The sequence below is a fragment of the Streptomyces roseicoloratus genome, from assembly GCF_004117935.1.
GTDB classification, from domain to species: domain Bacteria; phylum Actinomycetota; class Actinomycetes; order Streptomycetales; family Streptomycetaceae; genus Streptomyces; species Streptomyces roseicoloratus.
The window spans coordinates 23,847-48,290 of record NZ_SDOY01000175.1 but is presented as its reverse complement, the minus strand read 5'-3'; the positions used below and the strand labels follow the sequence as shown (position 1 = coordinate 48,290).

Genomic DNA, 24,444 nt, shown 5'->3' with positions numbered 1-24,444 from the left:
GGGCGAAAACCGGTGTCCCCGCGCGTACGGCCCTGCTTAGACTCCAGTCCGTACCGCCGAACGGACCATGAAACGAAGGGAGATGACCATGCGCGCCACGCCGCCCCCCGCCGTCGCCGTCGTCGTCTCCCGCGCCCGGTACGACGTGATCCTGGCCTCTTCGTCGCTCCGGTGCCGGCTGCGCGGCCGCCACCGCTGACCCGCGACGAACCTCGCCCTCGGGCCCGCCCGCACGACGGAACTCCCGTACGGACCTTTCCCGTACGGCCCTGTCCGCCTCCGGGCCCGGCCCTCCCGCACCGTCACGGGAATCGCGCTGCCCTGCTCACCGCATCGCACGCGAAGGACCACTCACCCCATGCGTACCCGCATCCGCAACCTCGGCATCCTGGCCCACGTCGACGCCGGCAAGACCACGCTCACCGAGCGCTTCCTCTACCTCACCGGCGCCACCCACAAGCGCGGCGAGGTGCACGACGGCACCACCGTCACCGACTTCGACCCGCAGGAACGCGACCGCGGCATCACCATCTTCTCCGCGGCCGTCAGCTGCGACTGGGACGGCCACCGGCTCAACCTCATCGACACGCCCGGGCACGTCGACTTCGCCGACGAGGTCGAACGCGCGCTGCGCGTCCTGGACGGCGCCGTCGCCGTCTTCGACGCGGTCGCGGGCGTCGAACCGCAGAGCGAGTCCGTGTGGCGCCAGGCCGACCGGCACGGCGTCCCGCGCCTCGCCTTCGTCAACAAGCTCGACCGCGCCGGCGCCGACCTGGACACCGCCGTGGAGTCCCTCCGCACCCGCCTCGGCACCGTGCCGCTGCCCGTACAGCTGCCCATCGGCAGCGAGGACGCCTTCACCGGCGTCATCGACCTCGTCCGCATGCGCGCGCACACCTGGCGGCCCGGCTCCGACACGTACGAGACCGGCCCCGTGCCGGAAACGCTGGCCGACGAGGCGGTGCGGCGACGACACCGACTCGTCGAGACCGTCGCCGGACTGCACCCCGACGCCCTGGAGGAGTTCTGCGCCCACGGCACCCTCGACGAGCGGACGCTGACCTCCGCCCTGCGCGACCTCACCCTCGCCGGCGAAGCCGTGGTGGTCCTGTGCGGCTCCGCCTACCGCAACCGGGGGATCGAGCCGCTGCTCGACGCCGTCGTCGCCTACCTGCCCGCCCCCGCCGACCTCCCGCCGGTACGGGGCGACCGGCCGGCCGACCCGACGGCTCCGCTCACCGCGCTCGCCTTCAAGGTGACCACCACGCCGACCGGCCGCATGACCTACCTCCGCCTCTACGCGGGCACCCTGCGAAAGGGGGACACCGTGCTCGACACCACCACCGGCCGCACCGAACGGATCGCCCGCATCCTGCGGGTCCAGGCCGACCGCACCACCGAGGCCGGCCATGCCGCCGCCGGGGACATCGTCGCCGTCGTCGGACCGAAGGCCGCCCGCACCGGTGCCACCCTCTGCGCATCCGACGCGCCGCCCGTGCGCCTCGAACCGCCCGTCTCCGCCGACCCGGTGGTGTCCGTCGCGATCGAGGCCAGGCTCGGTCGCGACACCGAACGCCTCGCCATGGCGCTCGCCCGCCTGAGCGAGGAGGACCCCTCGCTCACCGTGCGGACCGACCCCGAATCCGGACAGACGGTCCTGTCCGGCCTGGGCGAACTGCATCTGGAGGTCGCCGTGGAGAAGCTGCGCCGCGCCCACGCGCTCGACGTCACCGTCGGCCGGCCGCGCGTCGCCTACCGGGAGACGCCCGCCGCGGGCGTGACCGGCCTGACGTACCGCCATGTCAAACAGGACGGCGGCGCGGGCCAGTTCGCGGTGGTCGTCCTCGACGTCGCACCGCTGGACGGCGCCGACGGGGACGACGGCGGGAGCGCCGCCGCGGACGGCGGGCGGGACTTCGTCTTCCGCTCCGCGGTGACCGGCGGACGGGTCCCGCAGGAGTTCGTCCGCGCGGTCGAGGCGGGCTGCCGCGACGCCCTGGCCGACGGCCCGCTGGCCGGACACCCGGTGACCGGCGTACGCGTCACGCTCACCGACGGCGCCACCCATGTGAAGGACTCCTCCGAGCTCGCCTTCCGCACCGCCGGGCGGCTCGCCCTGCGCGAGGCCCTGCGCACCGGCGGCACGACGCTGCTCGAACCCGTGGTGGAAGTCACTGTCACCGCACCCGGCAGCACCGTCGGCACGGTCCTCGGCGACCTGACGGCCCGCCGTGCCCGGATCACCGACTCCACCACCCACGCGGACACGGCGGTCCTCACGGCGACGGTTCCGCTGGCCGCGCTCTTCGGCTACGCGACGCACCTGCGCAGCCGAACCCAGGGCCGCGCCACCTTCACGACCCGGCCAGCGGGCTACGCCCCGGCGCTCTGACCGGCCGGGGAGAGCCCCCGGAGCGTTGCCCGACGGTGGCTGTCCGACGGGGCGTGTCCGGCGGGGCGTGCCCGACGGAGGCTGTCCGACGGGGGCCCGGCGCCGCGTGCGCCGGGCCCCGGGTCCCACGGACGGGCCCGGGTCCCACGGACGGGCCCGGGTCTCACGGGCAGGCCCCGGCCCCGCCGTCGGCCTCAGCCGTCCTCGACCGGGGCTCCGCCGAAACCGATCTCGTTCCCGTCCGGGTCTCGGAACGTCGCCTTGCGCACCCCGTTCCCGTACGTCTCGCGCTGGGAGGGCCGCAGACCCCGGGCGGCGATGTCGCCGACCACGGTGTCGAAGTCGTCGACGAACAGGGTGTGCATGGCGTGGCCGGCGTGCCCTGGCCGGTGCTCGATGTACAGGGACCGGTGCTCGGCCACGTCCCACACCGCCTCGGTGTCGTTCGGGAAGAACGTCGGCGGCGCGCCGAGCAGCCGCTCGTACCAGGCGAGCGCCGAGGCGAAGTCGCTGACGGGAATTCCGGCGAAGAGGTGCACGGCCATGCCACGAGCCTAAGCCGCCGTCCCCGGGGGCGCCGGATCACCCGATCACGACTCCCGGGCGAGGTACGCGGGACGCAGCGACGGGTCGACCGGGTCGTAGTACCGGTGGAAGACCGGGGTCGCCGCGCCGGACACCGGCGGGACGATCCAGCTCCAGTCGGCGGGCGTCGGCCGTCCGTGGCGGCTCTCCTGCGCGATGTGCCGCAGGAACCGCTCGGACTCCGTGTGGTGGTCCGCCATCGTCACGCCCGCCTCCTGGAAGGAGTGCAGCACCGCCACGTTCAGCTCGACCAGCGCGCGGTCCCGCCACAGCGTGCGCTCGGACGACCGGTCGAGCCCCAGCCGGTCCGCCACCGCCGGGAGCAGGTCGTAGCGCTCGGTGTCGGCGAGGTTCCGGGCGCCTATCTCCGTCCCCATGTACCAGCCGTTGAAGGGCGCGGCCGGATAGCGGATGCCGCCGATCTCGAGCACCATGTCGCTGATCGCCGGCACCGCGTACCAGCGCAGTCCGAGCTCGGCGAACCACGCGTGGTCGGGATGCCTCAACGGCACCTCCGTCACGGCGCCGTCCGGCAGCTCGTACCACTCCGGACCGGCTCCCGGCCGGTCCCGCACCATCAGCGGAAGCACCTGGAACGGCTCGTCGTCCCGCTTCCACCCCAGGTCGACGGCCTGCGCGGTGAGCCCGGCGCCGCGCGGGTCACCGATCCAGCGGCCTTCCGGGGTGCGGTGCCCGGCGTAGCGCACCAGCTGGTCGTTGACGATCCGCGGCCCGGGCCGTCCGGGCCGGTCGGGCGCGAACACCGAGACGACCGGCCGGACCCGGCCGCCGTTGTCCGCCAGCCGGAGGTGCTCGAAGCACTCCGCGGCGATCGTGTCGGCGTCCGACACCTCCCGCAGGTCCCGGACCACGAGACTTCGCCAGTACAGACGGCCGATGCACCGGGCCGCGTTGCGCCAGGCCACCCGCGCCCCGAAGGCCAGCTCGGCGGGGGAGTGGGTGTAGGTGCCGGTCCGGCCGATCTCGGCCAGCACCTCACGAATCCGTCGCTCCACATCGCCCGCCTGCGGCTGCTCCCGGTGGAACTGACGGACGAACCGCTCGGCCTCCTGCGGGAGGGACCCGACGGCGCCGTGACCGCCGGGTGTGCCCGGGGGCGGCGCGGGCGCGGGCGGAGGCACGTACGGGCAGGTGCCGGGGCTCCCGGCGGTGACGGGGCCTGCGGCAGCGACGGGCTCGGAGTTGCGACGGCGATGAAGACGGAGACTGAAGACCACGGTGTTCCCTCCCTGATCTCCATGACTACCCCACGGAATCACCCGAGTGTGGAGAGTAGTCGAACTTCGCCCGGCGACGGCACCGCACTGCTACAGTGCCCCGCCCCCGGCGACCTCCGCGGTCCTGTGGCCGGCGGTTCCCCACCTGGCCCCCGTGGCGGTGCGAGGCCCGGCCTCCCGCGCCAGGATCGAGAGGACGCGCGCGCCGAGGCGCGCTCCGACACCGACGACACCACGGCACAGAGCCCACGGATACGGAGGCGGTCATGGCCACAGGTTGGGAACCGCGTCCCCTGGCGGACGACGAGCCGGGCGAGTTCCGCCCCGCCCTGGACGTGCCGGCTCCCGGGCGGCAGCGGCGCTGGACGGTGTTCCTGCGGTGGCTGCTGCTCATTCCGCAGTTCATCGTGGTCGCCCTGCTGTCGATCGTCGCGTTCTTCGTGACGATCGCCGGCTGGTTCGCCGCGCTGGTCCTCGGCCGTCTTCCCGACCCGGTGGCGACCGTCCTCGCCGGGATCCTGGCCTACCAGACCCGCGTCGACGCGAGCGCGTCGCTGCTGGTCGACCGCTACCCGCCGTTCGCCTTCGACGCCCCTGACCATCCCGTGCAGATCGAGCTGCGCCGCACTCCGCTCAACCGGCTCGCGGTGTTCTTCCGGCTGATCCTGATGATCCCGGCGGCGATCGTGAGCAGCCTCGCGCAGTCCGGCTGGGCCGCCGTCAGCTGGGTGTTCTGGCTGATCGGCATCGTCCTCGGCCGGCTGCCCGAACCGGTGTTCGCCGCGACGGCGGCCGTCGTCCGCTACCGGATGCGGTTCAACGCGTACCTGATGATGCTGACCCCGGTCTACCCGAAGGGCATCTTCGGCGACGAACCCGCCCCCGCCGCCGGGCAGGCGCGCTCCGCCACGCGTCCGCTGCTCCTCGCCACCTCGGCGAAGGTCCTCGTCTGGCTCTTCCTGCTGCTCGGCCTCGCGGGACACGTCACCAACGGCGCCGTCACCAACGCCGACGACGACGCCGACTACGGCGCACACCCGGTGGTGACGAACGAGGCCCCGTAGGCGCGGGAAACGGCCACCGGCGCGGTGAGCGTGACCGCGAGTCAGAACGGCCTGACCGGGCCCCGCCGCGGCCGGCGTCGTCCTGGCCCCGGGCGGCCGCCCCGGGACGAAGCTCACCTTCGTGACAGGGCGCCCCCCACGGCCTGGTCCTCCGTCAAGCCCTCCTAAGGTCCGGGACCCTCCCGACGCACCCGGAACGTCCCGCAGCAGGCGCCCGGAGGCATCGATGTCAGTGCCGCTGGTTACTGTGCGCACAACTGATCTCGTGCACAAGGGGAGGGCCCGTGCGGCGTTGGGAGCATGCCGGTGACGGCTCGGCGAAGTTCTGGGAGGCCGGTGTCGACGGTGCGTCGGTGACGGTGCGCTTCGGGCGCACCGGCACCGCGGGCCAGACCCGGGTCAAGGAGTTCGGCAGCGCCGACGCGGCGGAGTCGTACCTGGTCAAGGCCATAGGCGAGAAGGAGCGCAAGGGGTACGCCGAGGTCGGCGAGGCAGCCGGCGCACCGGACGTGACCGGCGCCGCATCCGCCGCCGAGCCCGCCGCCGCGGCCCCGCTCGTACGGCCCGACGAGGACACGTTCGCGCTGCCCGCCGCGTGGAAGCGGAACCTCCGCCCGCGACGCGGAGGGACCCAGGTCGACGTCCGCCCGGCCGAGGAGCACGGCGCCGCGAACCTGCGGCAGTGGCGCCGGCAGTTCACCAGGATCGTCGACCGCGCGCTCGACGCCACCACCAGCGACGCCGGCCTCGTCGCGGTGGCCCGCGCCCACGAGAGCGGCCTGCCCGACCCCACCGGAGCCGCCGTGATCGGCACGCTCCTCCCCGCCGACGTGAGCCCGCGCGCGCTGGCAGACGCCTGGACCGGCGCCCACGGCCTGCCGTTCGCCGCCTGCGCCGCCGTCGAACTCCTCGAGTGCCGCGCCAAGTGGACGTATGAACGGGTCAACCAGCCCTCCGTCTGCGGAATCGAGACCGCTTCCGAGGACGAGAACCACTGGCAGCGGGGCTTCGGGTACGACGCCCTCGACCGCGTCCGGGCCCTGCTCGCCGTCGCCGACGACGACACCTACGCCGCCGCCGTCACCGCACTCGCCGGTCACCGCACCGGCCCCCGCAGGAAGGCCGCCGTCAGCTACCTCGTGCCCACCGAGCGCGCGTGGGTGGACGAATGCCTCGCCGACCCGGCGGTCCGCGAGCACCCCCAGCTGTGGGTGCGGGACCTCGTCCTCAACTCGACCGGCTCGGCCTCCCACCTGGCGGCCTACGGAGGGCGGATCGACCTCGGATGGCACGGCTGGACCGCCGCCACCGTGGCCACCGTCGCCGACGGCGTGGGCCCGCTGATGGCCCCGCTGATGGCGACGGCCCTCGACCTGCCGTACATCGGCGGCGACGACCTCAAGGCGATGGCCGCCGCGCTCGCCGAGCTCCCGGTCGACGAGGCCTTCCAGGCCCTGGTGGACCGGCTCGGCAACAAGCACGTACGGGCCGCGGCCGCGGCCGCGGCCCGCCGCTACCCGGTCCGCGCCCTCCGGCTGCTCGCCGCGGCGGCGGACGGCACCGGGCCGCACGCGTCCATGGCCGGCCGGATCCTCGCCGCGCACGTGGCCACCCACGACGAGCTCGTCCGCGAGGTGCTCCCGGAACTCCCGGCGACGGTCGCCGCGACCGTGCGGCCGCTCGCCGAGGGGACGGACCCCGCGGACGAGGCACCCCAGGACGCCCTCCCCGCCCTCCTCACCAGCCCGCCGTGGACGGTCAAGCGCACCGCCGTGAAGCCGGAGGTCGTCGAGGGGCTCACGCCGCCGGCCGTCTCCCGTATCCACTGGCTGCCCGGCGAGCAGAAAGACTGGGCCTGCGCCACGTCCTGGATCAGCGGCTGGCAGCCGTGGCAGCCCATGGAGAAGATGGTCGAAGAACTCCGCTCGGGACGGCTCCCGCACTGGCACGCCGTGGGCGTGTTCACCCACGGCCCCGCCGACGCCGTCCGGCCGCTGCTCGCCGACTGGAAGGGCCCGGACCACGCCTACGAGGGGGTGAACCTCCTCAAGCCCATGATCGCCACCCACGAGCTGGCCGCCCTGCCGCCCGCCCTCCGCGCGGCCCGCCACGAACCCACCCACCTGGCCCCGATCCTGCTGCCCTTCCTCGACACCGAGGTGGCCCGGCTGATGGCGGAGTGGCTGCACCGCCTCAAGACGGCGGGCCGCACCGCCCGCGTCTGGTTCGCCCGGCACGGCGCGGACGCCGCCCGGCTGCTCGTCCCCGACGCGGTCGGAGCACCTGGCCCCGCCAGGACCGCCGCCGAAGGCGCCCTCCGGGCCGTCGCCGACACCCACGGCGAGGACGCCGTACGCACCGCGGCGAAGGAGTACGGCGAGGAGGCCGCCACGGCCGTCGAGGCACTGCTCACCTCCGACCCGCTGGTGACGGCCCTGCCCGCCCGCATGCCGAAGCCCGTCGCCTGGGCCGAGCCCCGCATCCTGCCCCGCCCGCGGCTGCGCGACGGCGGCACCGCACTGCCCGCCCAGGCCGTCGCCCACGTCCTCACCATGATCGCCGTCTCCAAGCCCGGCATGCCCTACCCCGGCATCGCCCGGCTGCACGACCTGTGCACCCCCACGTCCCTCGCCGAGTTCGCCTGGGCTCTGTTCGAGGAATGGCGCGTCGCCGGCATGCCGCCCAAGGAGGCCTGGGCCCTGCACGCCCTCGGCTGGCTCGGCGACGACGACACCGTGCGCGCGCTCACCCCGGTCATCCGCGCGTGGCCCGGCGAGGGAGCCCACCAGCGCGCCGTCGACGGACTCGACGTGCTCGCCGCCATCGGCACCGACACGGCCCTCCTGCACCTCCACGGCATCTCCCAGCGGGTCAAGTTCAAGGCCCTCAAGCAGCGCGCCCAGGAGAAGATCGCCACCGTCGCCGCCGAGCTCGGCCTCACCGGCGAGCAGCTCGCCGACCGGCTGGTGCCCGACCTCGGCCTGGACCCCGACGGCAGCACCGTCGTGGACTACGGCACCCGCCGCTTCACCGTCGGCTTCGACGAGCAGCTCAAGCCGTACGTCCGCGACGAGGCCGGCCGCCGCCTCAAGGACCTGCCCAAGCCCGGCGCACGCGACGACACGGAACGCGCCACTGCCGAACGCAAGCGCTTCCTCACCCTCAAGAAGGACGTCCGGACCATCGCCGCCGACCAGGTGCGACGCCTGGAGTCGGCGATGGTCGAGCGCCGCTCCTGGACCGGCGCCGAGTTCCGGCAGCTCTTCGTCGAGCACCCGCTGGTGTGGCACCTCGCCCGCCGGCTGGTCTGGCACGCCGAACACGAGGGCCGCGGGCTCGCCTTCCGCATCGCCGAGGACCGCACCTACGCGGACGTCGACGACGAGACCGTGACCGTCGCGGAAGCGGCCACCGTCACCCTGCCGCACCCGCTGCACCTGGCGGAGGAACTCGACGGCTGGGCCGAGCTGTTCGCCGACTACGAGATCGTCCAGCCGTTCCCACAGCTCGGCCGGCCGGTGCTCACGGTGACCGGGGAAGAGGCCACCGGCGCCCGCCTGCCCCGCTTCGAAGGCATCACCGTGCCCGTCGGCAAGCTCCTCGGACTGCAGAAGCGCGGCTGGGAACGGGGCGAACCGCAGGACGCCGGCGTGGAGCGCTGGTTCTCCCGCCGGCTCGGCCCCGAGCGCCACCTGGTCATCGGCCTCGACCCCGGCATCGCCGTGGGCATCGTCAACGAGTTCCCCGACCAGAGACTGGACACCATCTGGCTCGACAAGCATCCCGGCGACCACTGGGCCTCCCGCAGCTACCCGCTGCGCTTCGCCGACCTCGACCCGGTGACCGTCTCCGAAATCCTCGCCGACCTCACGGAGCTGACCTCGTGACCACCCTCCCCGCGCAGGAGCAGCGACTCCAGCGCCCGCCCGCCGAGGTCCGCCACGCCGAGGAGCTGGCCGCCCTGCGCGCCGCCGACACCGACCCGCGCCCGCCGGGCTGGCAGCTCAGCCTCCGTGCCGCGCGCCGCTTCGTGATCGGCGACCAGGAGGCCGGCATCGGCCGGAAGTTCGTCGGCGACACCGCCCTCGTCGAGCGCGCCCTGGTGACCCTGGCGACCAACCGCGGGCTCATGCTCGTCGGAGAACCGGGCACCGCCAAGTCCCTGCTGTCCGAGCTCATCGCGGCGGCCGTGTCCGGCGACTCCACGCTCGTCGTCCAGGGCGGCGCCGCCACCACCGAGGACCACATCAAGTACTCCTGGAACTACGCCCTCCTCGTGTCGGAGGGCCCCTCCGAGCGGTCGCTCGTGCCCGCGCCCATGCTCAAGGGCATGGCGGAAGGACGCCTCGTCCGTTTCGAGGAGATCACCCGCTGCCCGCTCGAAGTGCAGGACTCCCTGCTCTCCCTGCTCTCCGAACGGGTGGTGGCGGTGCCCGAGCTGGAAGGCCCCCGGGGCATGGTCTTCGCCCGGCAGGGCTTCAACGTGATCGCCACCGCCAACACCCGCGACCGCGGCGTCAACGAGATGAGCGCCGCGCTCAAGCGCCGCTTCAACTTCGAGACGGTCTTCCCCATCACCGACCTCGACACCGAGATCGCGCTCGTCGAGGCGGAGGCGACCGCGCTGCTCCGCCGCTCGGGCGTCACCCTCGCACCCGACCGCGACGTCCTCGAAGTCCTCGTCACCACCTTCCGCGAACTGCGCTCCGGCGCGGCCCACGAAGGCGGCGGCGACCGGCTCTCGGCAGTCATGAGCACCGCCGAGGCGGTTTCCGTCGCCCACGCGGTCGGCGTCCGCGGCTGGTTCCTGCGCGCCGAACCCGGCGACGCGGCGGACGTCGTCACCTGCCTCGCGGGCACCGCCGCCAAGGACAGCCCCGAGGACCTGGCCCGGCTCCGCCGGTACCTGGAGCAGCGGGTCGCCGGGCGGCGTGGCGCCCAGTGGAAGGCGCTGCACGCGGCACGGCACCTGCTGGCGGGCTGATGACCGTCACGTACCTGGGCGTGCGCCACCACTCACCGGCGTGCGCCCGTCTCGTCGCCCGCACCATCGCGGAACTCCGGCCCGCACACGTGCTCGTCGAAGGGCCCGCCGACCTCAACGGGCGCCTCGACGAGCTGCTGCTCGGCCACGAGCTGCCGGTCGCCGTGTTCAGCCACTACCGCGACGCGGAACGGGCCGCGACCTCCTGGACGCCGCTCTGCGACTACTCGCCCGAATGGATCGCGCTCACGCACGGACGGGCCGCCGGGGCCGACGTCCGGTTCATCGACCTGCCCGCCTGGCACCCCGCGTTCGAGGGCCGTGCCAACCGGTACGCCGACGCCGAGGCGCGCTACGCCGACGCGACCGCCAGGCTCTGCCGCCGCTTCGGCGTGGACTCGGTGGACGCCCTGTGGGACCGGATGGTCGAGGCCGACCCGGACGCCGCCGACCTGACGGCCCGGCTGGACGCCTACTTCGACGTCGTCCGCGGCGACACGGAGGCCGACGCGCCGGACCGGGCCCGCGAGGAATACATGGCCTCGTGGGTCCGCGCGGCCCGTGCCGCCACCGGCGACCGACCGATCCTGGTGGTCACCGGCGGCTTCCACCGCCCCGCGATCCGCCGTCTCGCGGAACGACCGCCCGCACCCGGCCCCGCAGCCGGCGGCGGAGCCGTACCCGGTGACCGAGCCGCACCGGCTGAAGCGCCCGCCTCGGCCGCCGGGGCCGCCCCCACCGACGGACCTGCCCCCGCCCTCGGCCCCGTAGCCGCCCAGAGGCTCGCGGACGGCGAGCCCGCACCGCCCGCCGACGGGCCCGTACCGGGTGAAAGGCCCACCCCGGCCACCGCCCCCGTACCCGCCCAGAGGCCGGCCGACGGCGGGCGCCACGCGTGGCCCGAGGTGCCCGCGGCGCCCGAGGACGCCCTCGCCGGCAGCTTCCTCGTGCCGTACTCCTTCCGGCAGCTCGACGCCTTCGCCGGCTACGAGTCGGGGATGCCCTCGCCCGCGTACCACCAGTGGCTGTGGGAGGACGACCGGGAGGCGGCGGGCGACCGGCTCGTGCGCTCGGTCGTCGGCCGCCTGCGGGAGCGCGGCCATCCCGTGTCGACGGCCTCCCTCGTCGCCGCCCGCACCTCGGCGCTCGCACTCGCCGCCCTGCGCGGGCATCCCGGCCCGACGCGCCTCGACCTGCTCGACGGCCTCGCCGGAGCACTCGTCACCGAGGCGCTCGACGAACCGCTGCCCTGGACCCGGCGCGGTCCGCTGCGACCCGGCACGCACCCCGCCGTCGTGGCGATGGTCGCGGCGTGCGGCGGCGAACGCGTCGGCAGACTCCACCCCGACACGCCGGTCCCACCGCTCGTCCACGACGTGACGACCCGGCTCGCCGCCCTCGGCCTGGACACCGGCGAGCCCGTGACGATCCGTCTGACCGAGCCGTCCGGGCTCGAACGCAGCCGCGTCCTGCACCGGCTCCGCGTGCTCGGCGTCCCCGGACACGAGCGGGTGTCCGGCCCCTCCCACGGCACCGACCCGGTCGTCGAGGAACGCTGGGAACCCCGCCGTCCGGCCGGCCGCGAGGCCGCGCTGATCGAGGCCGGAAGCTTCGGCGCCAGTCTCGACGAGGCGGCCGTCGTGGCGCTCGGCGACCGCGCGACCGCCGCCGGATCCGACTGCGGACGCCTGGCCGAGGTCCTGTTCGACACCGTCGCCTGCGGTGCGACCGAGCTGACCGGAGACCTGGTCGCCCGACTGCGCTCCGGACTCGCCGCCGCAGCCCGGCCGGGCCCGCTCGGCACGGCCCTCGCCACCGCGCTCGGCCTCTGGCGGCACGACCGCGTGTACGGGGTCGCCCGCGACCCGCTCCTCGGTGGCGTGGTCGACACCGCCGTGTCCCGGGTGCTCTGGCTCGTCGAGGGCGCGGGCGGCGCCACGGCCCCGGCCGGCCCCGACCGCGAGCGGCTCGGCGCCCTGGCCGCGGTCCGCGACGCCTACCTCCACGCCGGTGCCCTGCTCACCGTGCCGCGCGGGGCCGCCGTCGACGTCTTCCGGCGCGTCAGCCGGGACCCGCTCGCGCCACCGGACCTCCGGGGCGCGGCCTTCGGCCTGTGCCGCGTGCTGGCCCCCGAGCACCCGCCGGCCGGCCACGGCACCCGGGCCCCGCGCGCCGGGCGCCCCGCGCCCGGGACGGAGGACGCCGCCGTCGCCGTACGGGACGTGGGCGAGCCCCGCGCGCTCGGCGACTGGCTCGCCGGGCTGTTCGCCGTCGCCCGCGAAGAGCTCGGCGCGACATCGGCGGAACCGGGCCCGCTCGTCGCCGCCCTCGACGACCTCGTCACCGCCATGACCGAGACCGACTTCCTCGTCGCCCTGCCGTCCCTGCGGGACGCCTTCGCCTACTTCCCACCCGCGGAGCGGGAACAGATCGCCGCCCGCCTGATCGCACGCCGCGGCCTGCGCGGCTCCTCCCGCGCCCTGCTCCGCACCACCGCCGACCCGATGCTCATCGCACGGGCGCGGGAACTGGAGGACCACGTGTCACGCACCCTCGACCGCTTCGGCCTCGGAGCCGCACGATGACGCCCACCGACCCCGCACCGGCCGCCGCACCCGCCGCCGACGAAGGCCTCGAACGCTGGCGGCTCGTCCTCGGCGCACCCGCCGAACGCCACACGGGATCCCTCGGCACCACCGCCGCAGCCCGGGACGCCGCCCTCGACTGGCTCTACGGACGTGACGCCGAGCAGACCCGCCGAGGCGTCCGCGGCACCGGCCGCGAGGGCGGTGACGGCGCCTCCGCCGTGACGCCCGTCGACTGGCTCGACGACATCCACCGCCTCTTCCCCCGCGAGACCGTGGAACGCCTCGAACGGGACGCCGTCGAGCGCTACGAGATCCACGAGATCGTCACCGACCCGGCCGTCCTCGAACGCGTCGAACCCGACCAGACCCTCCTCAAAGCCGTGCTGCGCACCAAGCACCTGATGAACCCCGAAGTGCTGCGCCTCGCCCGGCGCATCGTCGAGACCGTCGTGCGGCGCCTCCTGGAAAAGCTCACGCCCGAGGTCCGCCGCTCCTTCACCGGCACCCGCACGCGCCGCCCGAGCAGACTCGCCCTCGCCCGCGACTTCGACTTCCACGGCACCGTCCGTGCCAACCTCGCCAACTACCGGCCCGAGGAGCGCCGGCTGCTCATCCAGCGGCCCCGCTTCCACTCCCGCACCCGCCGGCACCTGGAGCAGTGGCAGCTGATCCTCCTCGTCGACCAGTCCGGCTCCATGGTCGACTCCGTCATCCACTCCGCCGTGACCGCGGCCAGCCTGTGGGGCCTGCCCGGACTGAAGACCCACCTGGTCGCCTTCGACACCTCCGTCGTCGACCTGACCAGCGACGTCACCGACCCGGTCGAACTCCTGATGCGGGTCCAGCTCGGCGGCGGCACGGACATCGCCCGTGCCGTCGCGTACGGCACCGGCCTCGTCGACAACCCGCGCCGGGCCATCGTCGCGCTCGTCACCGACTTCTACGAGGGCGGCGACACCTACCGGCTGGTGCGCGGCGTCCGCGCGCTCGTCGAGCAGGGCACCACCGTGCTCGGCCTCGCCGCCCTCGACGAGGAGGCCCGGCCCGTCTACGACCGGCAGACCGCCCAGCGACTCGCCGACGCCGGCGCGCACGTCGGCGCCATGACACCCGGTCAGCTCGCCGAGTTCGTCGCCGAGAGGCTCGGCCGATGACCCGTACCGACCTCCTCGCCCTCGACACCACCACGCTCGTCGCCCTCACCAACCGCGGCCTCGTCAAGCGCGCCGCCAAGGACCTCGACGCCGGAGCGGGCGCCATCGTCACCACCGGCCCCGACGGCACGCTCACCGGTGCCTTCCCCGACGGCACCACCGTGTCCCTGGCACCCGCCGCGGGACTCGACCAGGGCGTCTGTGGCTGCGGCGCGCCCGGTGTCTGCCGGCACGTCCTCGGCCTCGTACTCGCCCACCGCAAAGCCCATGCCGACGCCACTCCGCGGAACGACGACGGCGACGGATCCCGACCGGGAACGGCTCCGCCGCCGTGGCAGCCCTGGTCCCCGGGCTCCACCGACGACGAGACCCTGACCGCCGCCGTGGGCGCCCGCGCCATGGCCACCGCCCGCCGCACCCTCAGCCGCGGCTACACCGCACGCCTGCGCCACCCCGCACCCGACGAACCCGCCGCCGTCGCCGAACTCGCCACCTGCACCGTCCGCTTCCCGGTACGGGACGGCGTCGCCCACGCCGTCACCGACGCCGCCGACGCCCTGCGCGGCGAGTCGATCGCGCTCGCCGTGTGGGCGTTCCGTGCCGCCCTCGAGGCGAACCCCGACGACCCGCCACGCCAGGTCGACGTCGGCGACCGGACCTCCACGGCAGCCCGCGGTGCCGCCCTCGCCTCGGCCGGTTCCCTCGCCGCCGAACTGCTCCGCGAGGGCGCCGCGCACGCCGGCCCCGTCCTCACCGCCACCCTCGCCCGGATCCGCGACGACCTGACCGCCGCCGCCCTCCACTGGCCCGCCGGCGTGCTCACCGACATCGCCGCCCAGGTCGACCAGTACGCCGAACGCGGCGCGGGCTTCCGTGCCGAGGAACTGGCCGCCCTGCTCGCCGAACTCGACGCCCGCACCCGCGCCGGCGGCGGGGGCCTCGCCGAGGCACAGGTCCTCGGCACGGGCGAGCGGGGCGACACCCCGCTGCGCCGCATCCGGCTCACCGCCCTCGGCTGCCGCGTCTCCGGCACCCCCACCGACCGTACGGCCGAGGTGTTCCTCGCCCACGGCGGAGCGGGCATCGCCCTGGTGCTGCGCCGCCGCTGGCCCGCCACCGGAGGCCGGGAAACCACCGGCCACGAACTCGCCGCACGCCGCTTGCTCGGCACCACCCTCGGTGCCGTCGCCACCGGCAACGTGGTCAGCGAGAACGCCTCCCGTACCCCCGGCCGCACCGTGTCCATCGGCGGCGGCAGACTGGCCGCGACGAGCGTGACGCCGGTCGGCGCGTCCTGGGCCGACCTCCCCGAGCCGCTGCTCCTCCGGGACTTCGCCGCCCACGCGGCGGCCCTGCGCGAACTGCCGCCCCGCTTCCTCCGCCCCCGCATCGCAGCCGACACGGTCCACGTCACCGAGATCCACGCGGTCGACGACATCGGCTACGACCCGGCACGCCAGCAGCTCACCGCGACCGTCCGCGACGCACACGGCACACCCGCCACCGTCGCCGCGCCCCACAACCCGTGCGCGCCCGGCGGACTCGACGCTCTCGCCGCCGCCCTGCGCGGCGAACACGGCGAGCTGCGCCACCTCAGCTGTACGGTCCGGGCCGCGGGCGACGGCCTCGTCCTCGACCCGATCGCGGCCCGCACCGACGACGGCGTGCTCGTCCCCGACCTCGCGGCCCCGGCCTCCGCCGCACCGCTCGCCGCGGCATCCCACCCCGCACCCGGCGACCCGGTCACCGCCGCCCTGGAGACCGGACTCGCCGCCCTGTCCGCCGCCACCGTCCACGGCCTGCGCCGGCTGCCCGACGGCGCCCGCACCGCGCTCGACGACGCGGCGGCCGGCCTCGCCCGCATCGGCCTGACCACCGCCGCCGCACACCTGCGCGCGATCCCGGCGGCCCTCACCGGCGAGGGCGCCGACGCGGCCGTCCGGGGCTGGCTGGACGCCGAGCTGTACCTCCTCACCGCCCGGGAGCTGCACGCCCGCACCGCCTGAACGGCCGACCGGGGGAGCGGACCGCCGCCCCGGTGCGCCGACCGGCTCCGCCCAGGCGGCGGGGTTACGGTCGGCGCCATGCGCGATCACGGAGACGGCGACGGTGCCCACGACGCGGACGGCCGGCGTGTGCGACAGGGCTGGACGCGCTGTCTGCTCGCCGGCGCCGTGTTCGTGGTCTGCATGGCGGGCACCACGCTCCCGACCCCGCTCTACCCCCTGTACCAGCGGGAGTACGGCTTCTCCGAGCTGACCGTCACCGTCGTCTACGCGGTGTACGCCTTCGGTGTCATCGGCGTGCTGCTCCTCGCCGGCAACGCCTCCGACACCGTCGGCAGACGCCCGGCCCTGCTGTGCGGCCTCGCGTGCGCGGCCGCGAGCGCCGGATGCTTCCTGCTCGCCGACGGCCTGACCTGGCTGTACGCCGGACGGCTCCTCTCGGGCCTGTCAGCGGGTCTGTTCACCGGCGCCGCCACCGCGTACGTCATGGAACTCGCGCCGCCCGGCGGCGCCTCCCGCGCGACCCTCGTCGCCACCGCCGCCAACATGGGCGGCCTCGGCTGCGGACCGCTGCTCGCGGGCCTGCTCGCCGAGTACGCGCCCGAACCGCTCCTGCTGCCCTTCGCCGTCCACCTCGCGCTGGTCGCCGCCTCCGCCCTCGTCCTGCTGAGGCTCCCGGAAACCGTGACGGACCGCCGACCACTCTCGACCGTACGACCGCAGCGCCCGGCCCTCCCACCGGAGGTGCGAGCCGTGTTCGTCCCCGCGTCGATCGCCGCCTTCGTGGGCTTCGCCCTGTTCGGCGTGTTCACCTCGGTCAGCCCGGCGTTCCTCGCCCGCTACCTCCACGTCGACAACCACGCCGTCAGCGGCCTCGTCGTCGCGCTCGCCTTCTTCGCCTCCACCGCGGGACAGCTCGCCGTCGGCCGCGTCGGCGTCGCCCGGTCCCTGCCGCTCGGCTGCGCCGTCCTCTTCGCCGGCCTGCTCCTGCTCGGCGCGGCGCTCGCCACCGACCAGCTCGCCCTCGTCGTTCTCGCCGCCCTCGTCGGCGGCACGGGACAGGGCCTCGCCTTCCGCGCCGCCCTGTCCGCCGTCGCCCAGGCGGCACCGGCCGACCGCCGGGCGGCGGTGATCTCCACGCTCTTCGTCGTCGCCTACACGGGAATCTCCATCCCGGTCATCGGCGTCGGCCTCCTCGCCGACCCGCTGGGCCTGGAAGGAGCGGGCCTCGTCTTCATCGCCTGCATGCTCACCCTGATCGTCCCGGCCGCCGCCTACCTCCTCCACCGCCCGATCCGCGAACCGAGCGGCACCGGAGGACGGACACGCAAGCCCTGAGTCAAGGGCCTGTCCGGGAAGCGGGCGCCTTACGGCCCGGCGTCCGGCACCGGCCGGAGCACCAGCAGCGGCCCCTCGCGCCGGGCCGCCATCGCGAACCCGAAGCGGTCGACTTCCAGGCACAGCTGTACGTCACGCGCGTGCACACCCCGGTAGCCGCGCCGGATTCCCGTGGCCAGCTCGCGGGCCGCCCGTGACTCGCGCGCACGCCGCACATACGTACCCGCGTCGACGGACGCGCCCGGCGGACGCCGCCGGGCGATGTACTCGGCACAGGCCCGGTCCTCGTCCGCCAGGCCGTCCTCACCGGTGACCACGAACGTCACCGGACCGGTGACGCTCCGCAGTGCCTTCGCCGTCGCCCCGGCCACCACGAAACTCGCGCACAGCACCATGTCGGCGTCGGCGACCGCGAGGGCGCCCACGGTGCCCGCGGTGGTCTTCTGCACCACCGTGCGGCCGGTCAGATCGGCCGAGCTGATGTACCCGGGTGAGTTCACCGCGTCGAAGCCCTCCACCGGAGCACCGTCCTTCAGCGCCAGCCACCCCGGGTTCTCCGCCTTCAAGGCCAGCGCCTCCGCCGCCGAGCGGGCGAGCACGATGCGCTCCGCACCCCGTGCGAAGGCCCACGCCGCCACCGTGAACGCGCGCATGACGTCGACGACGACGGCCACCCGGGGCACGCCCCGTAGCTCCGGAATGCCGAGGAACCGATGCTCCGTCGCCCCGCCGTCCGCTGCGAGCGGCCGCGCCGGCCCCTCAGTCACCACTGTCCTGCGTGCTGTTCGACGTGCGGCTCGCGCGCTGGGAGCGCCGTACGAGCTCGCCCGCGGCCAGCGTCACGGTGGCCACCGCCCGCACCCAGCGCGGGCCGCCGCGCGCGGCCCACACCACGCAGCCGCAGCCCGCCAGCGCGAGCACGATGACACCGCTCAGGATCAGCACGATCATGCGTGTCCCCCTCTTCCACCGTTCGAGTTGCCTGGTCACGGACATTGTGGCAGCCCGTTCGCCGCCTCCGGGCCGTCGCCCGGCAGGCCCGGCTTCGCTGGTCGTGGGCGGCCACACGGTGGCACGCTGAAGGGGAGAAGGATCCGCTCCGACGAGAACCCCTCCGACGAGAGCCCCCGGGAGGATCCATGGGACGTGACGTCCCGGCGCTGACGTTCACCCGTGACGACCGCCGCCGGTTCCGCGACAGGACACACGCCTGCCTCGACGTCTTCGCCCGGCTGCTGCGCGAGTCGCGCTTCGACACCGAGCGGCCACGGGTGGGTCTGGAGATCGAGCTCAACCTCGTCGACGAGACCGCACGGCCGGCCATGCGCAGCACCGAGGTGCTCGGGGCCATCGCGGATCCCGCCTGGTCGAGCGAGCTCGGCCGGTTCAACCTGGAGATCAACATCCCGCCCCGACGGCTCACCGCGGGCGGCCCCGACACCTGGGAGGGCGAGATCCGCGACGCCCTCAACCACGCCGAGGAACGCGCCGCCGCCATCGGCGCGCACCTGGTCATGATCGGCACGCTCCCCACCCTCGAACGCGACGACGTGAACCGCGACGCCCTGTCCGGGGACCCGCGTTACCACCTGCTCAACGACCAGATCTTCGCCGCACGCGGCGAGGACCTGCTCATCGAGGTCGACGGGGTGGAACGGCTGCGGACCTACGCGGACACCATCACCCCGGAAGCGGCCTGCACCAGCACCCAGTTCCACCTCCAGGTCGCACCCGACGAGTTCGCCGCCCACTGGAACGCCGCCCAGGCCATCGCCGGCGTCCAGGTCGCCCTCGCCGCCAACTCGCCCTTCCTCTTCGGCAAGGAACTGTGGAGCGAGACCCGCATCCCGCTGTTCGAGCAGGCCACCGACACCCGGCCGGACGAGATCAGGATCCAGGGCGTACGGCCCCGCGTGTGGTTCGGCGAACGGTGGATCACGAGCGTCTTCGACCTCTTCGAGGAGAACACCCGCTACTTCCCGGCGCTCCTGCCGCTGTGCGAGGACGAGGACCCCGAAGAGACCCTCGAGCAGGGCGAGACCCCCCACCTCGCCGAACTCACCCTCCACAACGGCACCGTCTACCGCTGGAACCGCCCCGTCTACGCCGTCGTCGACGGCGTCCCCCACCTCCGCGTCGAGAACCGGGTGCTTCCCGCCGGACCCACCGTCGCCGACGTCATGTCGAACGGCGCCTTCTACTACGGCCTCGTCCGCGCGCTCGTCGACGAGGACCGGCCCGTGTGGTCCCGCATGTCCTTCTCCGCCGCCGAGGAGAACCTCCACGCCGCGGCCCGGCGCGGCATCGACGCCGAACTCTTCTGGCCCGGCACCGGCCAGGTGCCCGTGACCGAACTCGTCCTGCGCCGGCTCCTCCCGCTCGCCCACCGGGGCCTGGAGAAGCTCGGCCTGGACGCGGGCTGGCGCGAACCGCTGCTCGGCATCATCGAACAGCGCTGCGTCACCGCCCGCAACGGAGCCGTGTGGCAGGCGGAGGCCTTCCACCACCTCCACGACGTCGCCCACCTGGACCGGGCCGCCGCCCTGCGCCGCATGACGCTCCAGTACATCGACTTCATGCACCTCAACGCCCCGGCCCACACCTGGCCGGTGGAATGACCGGCCCGGCGCGGGCTGTCGGTGCGGGATGGCACAGTGGGAACCCGCCGGGGCCGGTACGGGGCCGGCCCGGCGGGCGCGAGAGGAGCCAGGGGCGGTGGGGGACTACGTCGAGCGGGTCGTCGACCTGGAGGTCACGCAGGAGGAGGCCGCCGAAGCGGCGGCCCGGGTGATCGACTGGCTGGTCGCCGAGGGCGTCGTGATCCGCGAGACCGACGCCACCGGCGTGTACGGCCTGCACGCGGACGAGGGCCACCTGCCCGGCCCTCAGTGGACGCGGGCCGTCGTGCACGACGGCTGGGGGCCGGGGCGGCTCGCCGTCGTCACCGGCAGGCACCATCACGTGGGCGGCCAGGGAGAGGACGACGCGGAGTACGCCGTCTGCCCCCACTGCGCCACGCGCACCACCTTCATCGACCACCCCGCCTCCTTCGAGCCGGACGAGGCCGTGTGGGCCCCGTTCCGGGCGGCCGTCGAGGCCTGGGAGGCGACGGGCGGCGGCGAGGCGGCCCGCGCCACGTGCGCGGCCTGCGGCGTCGCGACACCGGTCACCGACTGGCAGTGGCCCGACGAGTACGCGCTCGGTGCCCTGTCCTTCGACTTCTGGGGCTTCCCGCCGCTCGCGGACGCGTTCGTCGCCGGACTCACCCGCCGCCTGGGCCATCGCACGGCCCGCCACCTGGGCAAGTTCTGAGCGCCGCGCCGTGGACCCGACGGGAGACACGCCGAGGGCCCGGGAGAGCCACCCCCGTGAGCCCGCGCGGGGCCCTCTGACGTCCTTCGGCGTCGTCAGGCCGTCAGGCCACCCCGCGCGATGACGTCCGCGTACCACCGGGCGCTGTCCTTCAACGTACGGCGCTGGGTCGCGAAGTCGACGTGCACGATGCCGAACCGCTTGCTGTACCCGTACGCCCATTCGAAGTTGTCGAGCAGGGACCACAGGAAGTAGCCGCGGACGTCCGCCCCGTCCTCGATCGCCCGGCGCACGGCCGCCAGATGGGCGTGCAGATACGCCACCCGCTCGGGGTCCTTCACCCGACCCGACGGGTCGGCGTAGTCGTCGTACGCCGCGCCGTTCTCGGTGACGACCAGCGGCACGCCCGGCAGCTCGTCGCGCAGCCGGACCAGGAGCTCGTGCAGACCGTTCGCGTCGACGGGCCAGTCCATGGCCGTCCGCGGGCCGGGCAGGTCGACGAACCGCACGTGCCGCTCCGCGCCCGCCCACGGCGACGGCGACTCCGAGCTGCCGGCCGCGACCTCGGCGGGGGAGTAGTAGTTGATGCCGAGCGAGTCGACCGGCGCGGACGCCGTCCGCAGGTCTCCGTCCTGGACGAAGGACCAGTCGGTGACCCCCGCGGTGTCGGCGACGAGGTCCTGCGGCAGCCGGCCGTGGAAGACCGGGTCGAGGAAGACGCGGTTGCCGACGGCGTCGATCCGGCGGGCCGCGTCGACGTCCTCCGGCGCGTCGCTGTGCGCCCGCACCACGTGGAGATTGAGGGTCAGGGACACCTCGGACGGCTCCGGCAGCGCGGCGCGCAGCGCCTGCACGGCCAGGCCGTGGCCCAGGTTGAAGTGGTGGGCGGCCCGCAGCGCGTCGACCGCGCTGGTACGGCCGGGCGCGTGCACGCCGTTGCCGTAGCCGAGGAAGGCCGCGCACCAGGGCTCGTTGAGCGTGGTCCAGGTCGCGACCCGGTCTCCGAGCGCCTCGGCGGCGATGCCCGCGTACTCGGCGAAGCGGTACGCGGTCTCCCGCTGCGGCCAGCCCCCCGCGTCCTCCAGCTCCTGGGGCAGGTCCCAGTGGTACAGGGTCGCCACCGGCCGGATGCCCGCCTCCCGCAGCTCGTCGGTGAGCCGCCGGTAGAAGTCCAGGCCCTTCTGGACGGCCGGCCCGCGGCCGGTCGGCTGCACGCGCGGCCAGGCGATGGAGAACCGGTAGTCGGTCACGCCGAGCCGCCGCATCAGCGCGACGTCCTCGCTCAGCCGGTGGTAGTGGTCGGCGGCGATGTCACCGGTGTCGCCGTTGCGGACCTTGCCCGGCGTACGGCTGAAGGTGTCCCAGATGGACGGGGTCCGGCCGTCCTCGGCGGCGGCACCCTCGATCTGGTACGCGGCGGTGGCGGTGCCCCAGCGGAACCCTGCCGGGAACCGGAGCGTCGCGGTGGTGTCGGGACGTGTCTCGAGCACGGTCATGAGCGGGGAACTCCCTGGAAGGTGAGTCGGGTCGACAGAGAGAAGGAAGGCCGGCGGGGGAGGAGGCCGGCCCGGGAGGAGACGCCCGGGAGGAGGGGCGGCCCGGTCGGAGGGCGGGAACAAGAACGGTAGGGAGAAGAGGCGCTCGGACGGGGAAGGAGCGCCGGGACGGGGCGGCGTCTCACACGGCGGCGCACGGGAAGACCACTCGCGCAGCCGCGCACATCAGGCAACGCGCGCCCGGTCTCAGCCCTTGACGGCGCCCTGCATGATCCCGCCCACGATCTGCCGCCCGAGCAGGCCGAAGACCAGCAGCACCGGCAGGGTGCCGAGCAGCGTGCCCGCCATGATCACGGACTGGTCGTTGACGTAACCGCCGCCGAGCTGCCGCAGGGCGACCTGGACGGTCGGCTCGGAGGAGGACAGGGCGACGACCGGCCAGAAGAAGTCGTTCCAGGCGGCCATGAACGTCAGCAGGCCGAGCACGGCCATCCCGGGCCGGGCGATGGGCACGACGATGGACCAGAAGATCCGCGCCGTGGACGCGCCGTCGACCCGGGCAGCCTCGATCAGTTCGTCCGGCAGCGACTGCACGAGGTACTGCCGCATGAAGAACACGCCGAAGGCGGAGACCAGCCCGGGCAGGATGACGGCCTGGAGCTGGTTGACCCACTGCAGCTCGGCGATGAGCATGAACAGCGGGATGACGCCCAGCTGCGGCGGGATCATCATCGTGCCGACGGTGATCCCCAGCAGCGCCCCGCGGCCGCGGAAGCGCAGCTTGGCGAAGGCGAACCCGGCGAGGGTGCAGCACAGCACCGTGCCCAGGGTCACGGACCCCGAGACGATGAGGGAGTTGAGCAGCGCCTTGCCGATGTCCGCCTCTTCCACCACCGCCTCGAAGTTCTTGAAGAGGTTCGGTCCGGGCAGGAGGGCCGGCGGCACCTGGGCGAGGTCGGCGTTGGACCGGCTCGCCGCGACGACGGTCCAGTAGAACGGGAACGCCGAGACGAGCACGGCCACGATCAGGATGGCGTACGCGAGCTTCCCGCCCCGCATGGTGCGCCCGGCGCGCGAGCGGCGCGGCGCGCTCTTCGCGGGCTCCTGGGGGTGCGTACGGCCGACGGGCGGATCGGCGAGCGCGGTCATCGGCCGGCCTCCTTGCGTGAACGGCGCCGTGCGATCACGGCGTTGACGCCGACGACCAGCAGGATCAGCAGGAACATCACCCAGGCGATCGCGGCGGCGCGGCCCAGGTGGAAGAAGCCCCAGCCCTGCTCGTACAGGTAGAGCCCGAGCGTCTGGTACTGGTGCGAGATGCCGCCGGAGATGGAGCCCTCGAAGAGGAGCGGCTCGCCGAACAGCTGGGTCGCGCCGATGGTGGACACGACGACCGTGAAGAGGATCGTGGGCCGCAGTCCGGGCAGCGTGACGTGGAAGAACTGGCGCAGGCGCGAGGCGCCGTCCATCTCCGCCGCCTCGTACAGCTCGTGCGGGATGGACTGCATGCCCGCGAGGTAGATCAGCGCGTTGTAGCCGGTCCAGCGCCAGACGACGATGGACGAGACGGCGATCTGCGAGGCCGTCGTGCCGGTCTGCCAGTCGACCGGGCCGATCCCGACGAGCCCGAGCACGTAGTTGACCAGCCCGAAGTCACGGCCGAAGAGCTGGGCGAAGACGAGGGTGGCGGCGGCGACGGAGGTCGCGTACGGCAGCAGCATCGCGGTGCGGAAGAAGGTGCGCCCGCGCAGCTTGTAGTTGAGCAGGTGCGCGAGCCCGAGGGCCATCACCAGCTGGGGCACGGTGGAGAGCACCCCGATGGTGAACGTGTTGCGCAGCGAGAGCCAGAAGAAGGAGTCGCCGAGCAGCGCGGTGTAGTTCCCGAGCCCGCGCCACTCCATGTCGCCGGGCGTCTGCAGCTCGACCCGGTACAGCGACACGAAGGCCGTGTAGACCAGCGGGAAGAGCCCGAAGGCGGCGAACAGGGTGAAGAAGGGGGCGATGTAGGCGTACGGGGAGACCTTCTGCCACGCGCGCCGCGCCGCGGGCGGGCGGCGACTCGGCGCCAGAGGTCTCGTGGGTGCGGTCAGGGTCACGATGCGGCCCTTCGGGAGTGTGTCGGTGCCTGGGGAGTGACCTCCGGGCCGGTCCGGCAGCGGGGCGGGCGTCCCGGACGGGCCCGGAGGTGGCGGTTCGGCCGGAGGGTGCCGGCGGGGCGGGAGGCCGGGGCCGGCGGCAGGGGAGGCGGCCGCCTGCCGGGGAGGCGGAGGCCGGTGCCAGGGGATGA

Annotated in this window: 17 protein-coding genes; 10 read left to right on the top strand and 7 right to left on the bottom strand. The window is 74.4% G+C overall.

The annotated features are described in order from the left end of the window. Window positions 1–358: 358 nt before the first annotated feature. Window positions 359–2,392 (top strand): elongation factor G, encoded by a 2,034-nt coding sequence (fusA, locus tag ESG85_RS32645; RefSeq protein ID WP_128984792.1) that lies wholly within the window; start codon window positions 359–361, stop codon window positions 2,390–2,392. Between the two features lie 194 nt (window positions 2,393–2,586). Here fusA and ESG85_RS32640 read toward each other — a convergent pair whose 3' ends face one another. Then, window positions 2,587–2,937, bottom strand: coding sequence for a VOC family protein (locus ESG85_RS32640; RefSeq protein ID WP_128984791.1), 351 nt, complete (start codon window positions 2,935–2,937; stop codon window positions 2,587–2,589). A gap of 45 nt (window positions 2,938–2,982) precedes the next feature. Next, complete coding sequence (locus tag ESG85_RS32635; RefSeq protein ID WP_128984867.1) at window positions 2,983–4,119, bottom strand: nitric oxide synthase oxygenase; 1,137 nt, start codon at window positions 4,117–4,119, stop codon at window positions 2,983–2,985. Between the two features lie 362 nt (window positions 4,120–4,481). Here ESG85_RS32635 and ESG85_RS32630 point away from each other — a divergent pair, with 362 nt between their 5' ends. The 7 genes from ESG85_RS32630 (at window position 4,482) to ESG85_RS32600 (ending at window position 17,349) form a co-directional block, all read left to right on the top strand. Then, window positions 4,482–5,279 (top strand): DUF4389 domain-containing protein, encoded by a 798-nt coding sequence (locus ESG85_RS32630; protein ID WP_128984790.1) that lies wholly within the window; start codon window positions 4,482–4,484, stop codon window positions 5,277–5,279. 284 nt (window positions 5,280–5,563) lie between these two features. Then, window positions 5,564–9,166 (top strand): DUF4132 domain-containing protein, encoded by a 3,603-nt coding sequence (locus ESG85_RS32625; RefSeq protein WP_128984789.1) that lies wholly within the window; start codon window positions 5,564–5,566, stop codon window positions 9,164–9,166. Then, window positions 9,163–10,263 (top strand): ATP-binding protein, encoded by a 1,101-nt coding sequence (locus ESG85_RS32620; RefSeq protein WP_128984788.1) that lies wholly within the window; start codon window positions 9,163–9,165, stop codon window positions 10,261–10,263. The genes ESG85_RS32625 and ESG85_RS32620 overlap by 4 nt, the downstream gene beginning before the upstream one ends. After that, window positions 10,263–12,848 (top strand): DUF5682 family protein, encoded by a 2,586-nt coding sequence (locus ESG85_RS32615; protein ID WP_128984787.1) that lies wholly within the window; start codon window positions 10,263–10,265, stop codon window positions 12,846–12,848. The genes ESG85_RS32620 and ESG85_RS32615 overlap by 1 nt, the downstream gene beginning before the upstream one ends. After that, window positions 12,845–14,005 carry a VWA domain-containing protein gene (locus tag ESG85_RS32610; protein ID WP_128984786.1) on the top strand — a complete coding sequence of 387 codons (1,161 nt, stop codon included), beginning with the start codon at window positions 12,845–12,847 and terminating at the stop codon, window positions 14,003–14,005. The genes ESG85_RS32615 and ESG85_RS32610 overlap by 4 nt, the downstream gene beginning before the upstream one ends. Next, entirely contained in the window at window positions 14,002–16,011 is a 2,010-nt protein-coding gene (locus tag ESG85_RS32605; RefSeq protein ID WP_128984785.1) for a hypothetical protein, read from the top strand. The genes ESG85_RS32610 and ESG85_RS32605 overlap by 4 nt, the downstream gene beginning before the upstream one ends. Before the next feature lie 78 nt (window positions 16,012–16,089). Beyond that, complete coding sequence (locus tag ESG85_RS32600) at window positions 16,090–17,349, top strand: MFS transporter (protein ID WP_128984784.1); 1,260 nt, start codon at window positions 16,090–16,092, stop codon at window positions 17,347–17,349. 29 nt (window positions 17,350–17,378) lie between these two features. On the opposite strand, the gene ESG85_RS32595 is transcribed toward ESG85_RS32600, so the two are convergent. Both ESG85_RS32595 and ESG85_RS32590 read right to left on the bottom strand, forming a co-directional pair. Further along, the gene (locus ESG85_RS32595) at window positions 17,379–18,032 is read right to left on the bottom strand and encodes a 2-phosphosulfolactate phosphatase (protein ID WP_342781441.1); all 654 of its coding nucleotides are present in this window, start codon (window positions 18,030–18,032) and stop codon (window positions 17,379–17,381) included. A gap of 76 nt (window positions 18,033–18,108) precedes the next feature. Then, window positions 18,109–18,300, bottom strand: coding sequence for a hypothetical protein (locus ESG85_RS32590; RefSeq protein WP_128984783.1), 192 nt, complete (start codon window positions 18,298–18,300; stop codon window positions 18,109–18,111). A gap of 188 nt (window positions 18,301–18,488) precedes the next feature. Between ESG85_RS32590 and ESG85_RS32585 the strand changes: the two genes are divergently transcribed. Together ESG85_RS32585 and ESG85_RS32580 are read left to right on the top strand one after the other, a co-directional pair. Continuing rightward, window positions 18,489–19,967: a glutamate-cysteine ligase family protein gene (locus tag ESG85_RS32585; RefSeq protein WP_128984782.1), complete on the top strand. Its 1,479-nt coding sequence runs from the start codon at window positions 18,489–18,491 to the stop codon at window positions 19,965–19,967. 97 nt (window positions 19,968–20,064) lie between these two features. Then, window positions 20,065–20,661 carry a hypothetical protein gene (locus ESG85_RS32580; RefSeq protein ID WP_128984781.1) on the top strand — a complete coding sequence of 199 codons (597 nt, stop codon included), beginning with the start codon at window positions 20,065–20,067 and terminating at the stop codon, window positions 20,659–20,661. Window positions 20,662–20,756: 95 nt separating this feature from the next. On the opposite strand, the gene ESG85_RS32575 is transcribed toward ESG85_RS32580, so the two are convergent. The 3 genes from ESG85_RS32575 to ESG85_RS32565 all read right to left on the bottom strand — a co-directional run bounded on the left by ESG85_RS32575 (window position 20,757) and on the right by ESG85_RS32565 (window position 24,253). Next, entirely contained in the window at window positions 20,757–22,157 is a 1,401-nt protein-coding gene (locus tag ESG85_RS32575) for a GH1 family beta-glucosidase (protein ID WP_128984780.1), read from the bottom strand. A 246-nt stretch (window positions 22,158–22,403) separates the two neighbouring features. Next, window positions 22,404–23,306 carry a carbohydrate ABC transporter permease gene (locus tag ESG85_RS32570; protein ID WP_128984779.1) on the bottom strand — a complete coding sequence of 301 codons (903 nt, stop codon included), beginning with the start codon at window positions 23,304–23,306 and terminating at the stop codon, window positions 22,404–22,406. Further along, complete coding sequence (locus ESG85_RS32565; protein ID WP_128984778.1) at window positions 23,303–24,253, bottom strand: carbohydrate ABC transporter permease; 951 nt, start codon at window positions 24,251–24,253, stop codon at window positions 23,303–23,305. Before ESG85_RS32565 ends, ESG85_RS32570 begins: the two co-directional genes overlap by 4 nt. Window positions 24,254–24,444: the final 191 nt, after the last annotated feature.

What these genes read in the sequence shown, in the direction of transcription:
- ESG85_RS32640 (WP_128984791.1), bottom strand. Translation starts at nt 2,937, where the DNA reads ATGGCCGTGCACCTCTTCGCCGGAATTCCCGTCAGCGACTTCGCCTCG.
- ESG85_RS32570 (WP_128984779.1), bottom strand. Translation starts at nt 23,306, where the DNA reads ATGACCGCGCTCGCCGATCCGCCCGTCGGCCGTACGCACCCCCAGGAG.
- ESG85_RS32610 (WP_128984786.1), top strand. Translation starts at nt 12,845, where the DNA reads ATGACGCCCACCGACCCCGCACCGGCCGCCGCACCCGCCGCCGACGAA.
- ESG85_RS32585 (WP_128984782.1), top strand. Translation starts at nt 18,489, where the DNA reads ATGGGACGTGACGTCCCGGCGCTGACGTTCACCCGTGACGACCGCCGC.
- ESG85_RS32605 (WP_128984785.1), top strand. Translation starts at nt 14,002, where the DNA reads ATGACCCGTACCGACCTCCTCGCCCTCGACACCACCACGCTCGTCGCC.
- ESG85_RS32630 (WP_128984790.1), top strand. Translation starts at nt 4,482, where the DNA reads ATGGCCACAGGTTGGGAACCGCGTCCCCTGGCGGACGACGAGCCGGGC.
- ESG85_RS32590 (WP_128984783.1), bottom strand. Translation starts at nt 18,300, where the DNA reads ATGATCGTGCTGATCCTGAGCGGTGTCATCGTGCTCGCGCTGGCGGGC.
- ESG85_RS32600 (WP_128984784.1), top strand. Translation starts at nt 16,090, where the DNA reads ATGCGCGATCACGGAGACGGCGACGGTGCCCACGACGCGGACGGCCGG.
- ESG85_RS32615 (WP_128984787.1), top strand. Translation starts at nt 10,263, where the DNA reads ATGACCGTCACGTACCTGGGCGTGCGCCACCACTCACCGGCGTGCGCC.
- fusA (WP_128984792.1), top strand. Translation starts at nt 359, where the DNA reads ATGCGTACCCGCATCCGCAACCTCGGCATCCTGGCCCACGTCGACGCC.
- ESG85_RS32575 (WP_128984780.1), bottom strand. Translation starts at nt 22,157, where the DNA reads ATGACCGTGCTCGAGACACGTCCCGACACCACCGCGACGCTCCGGTTC.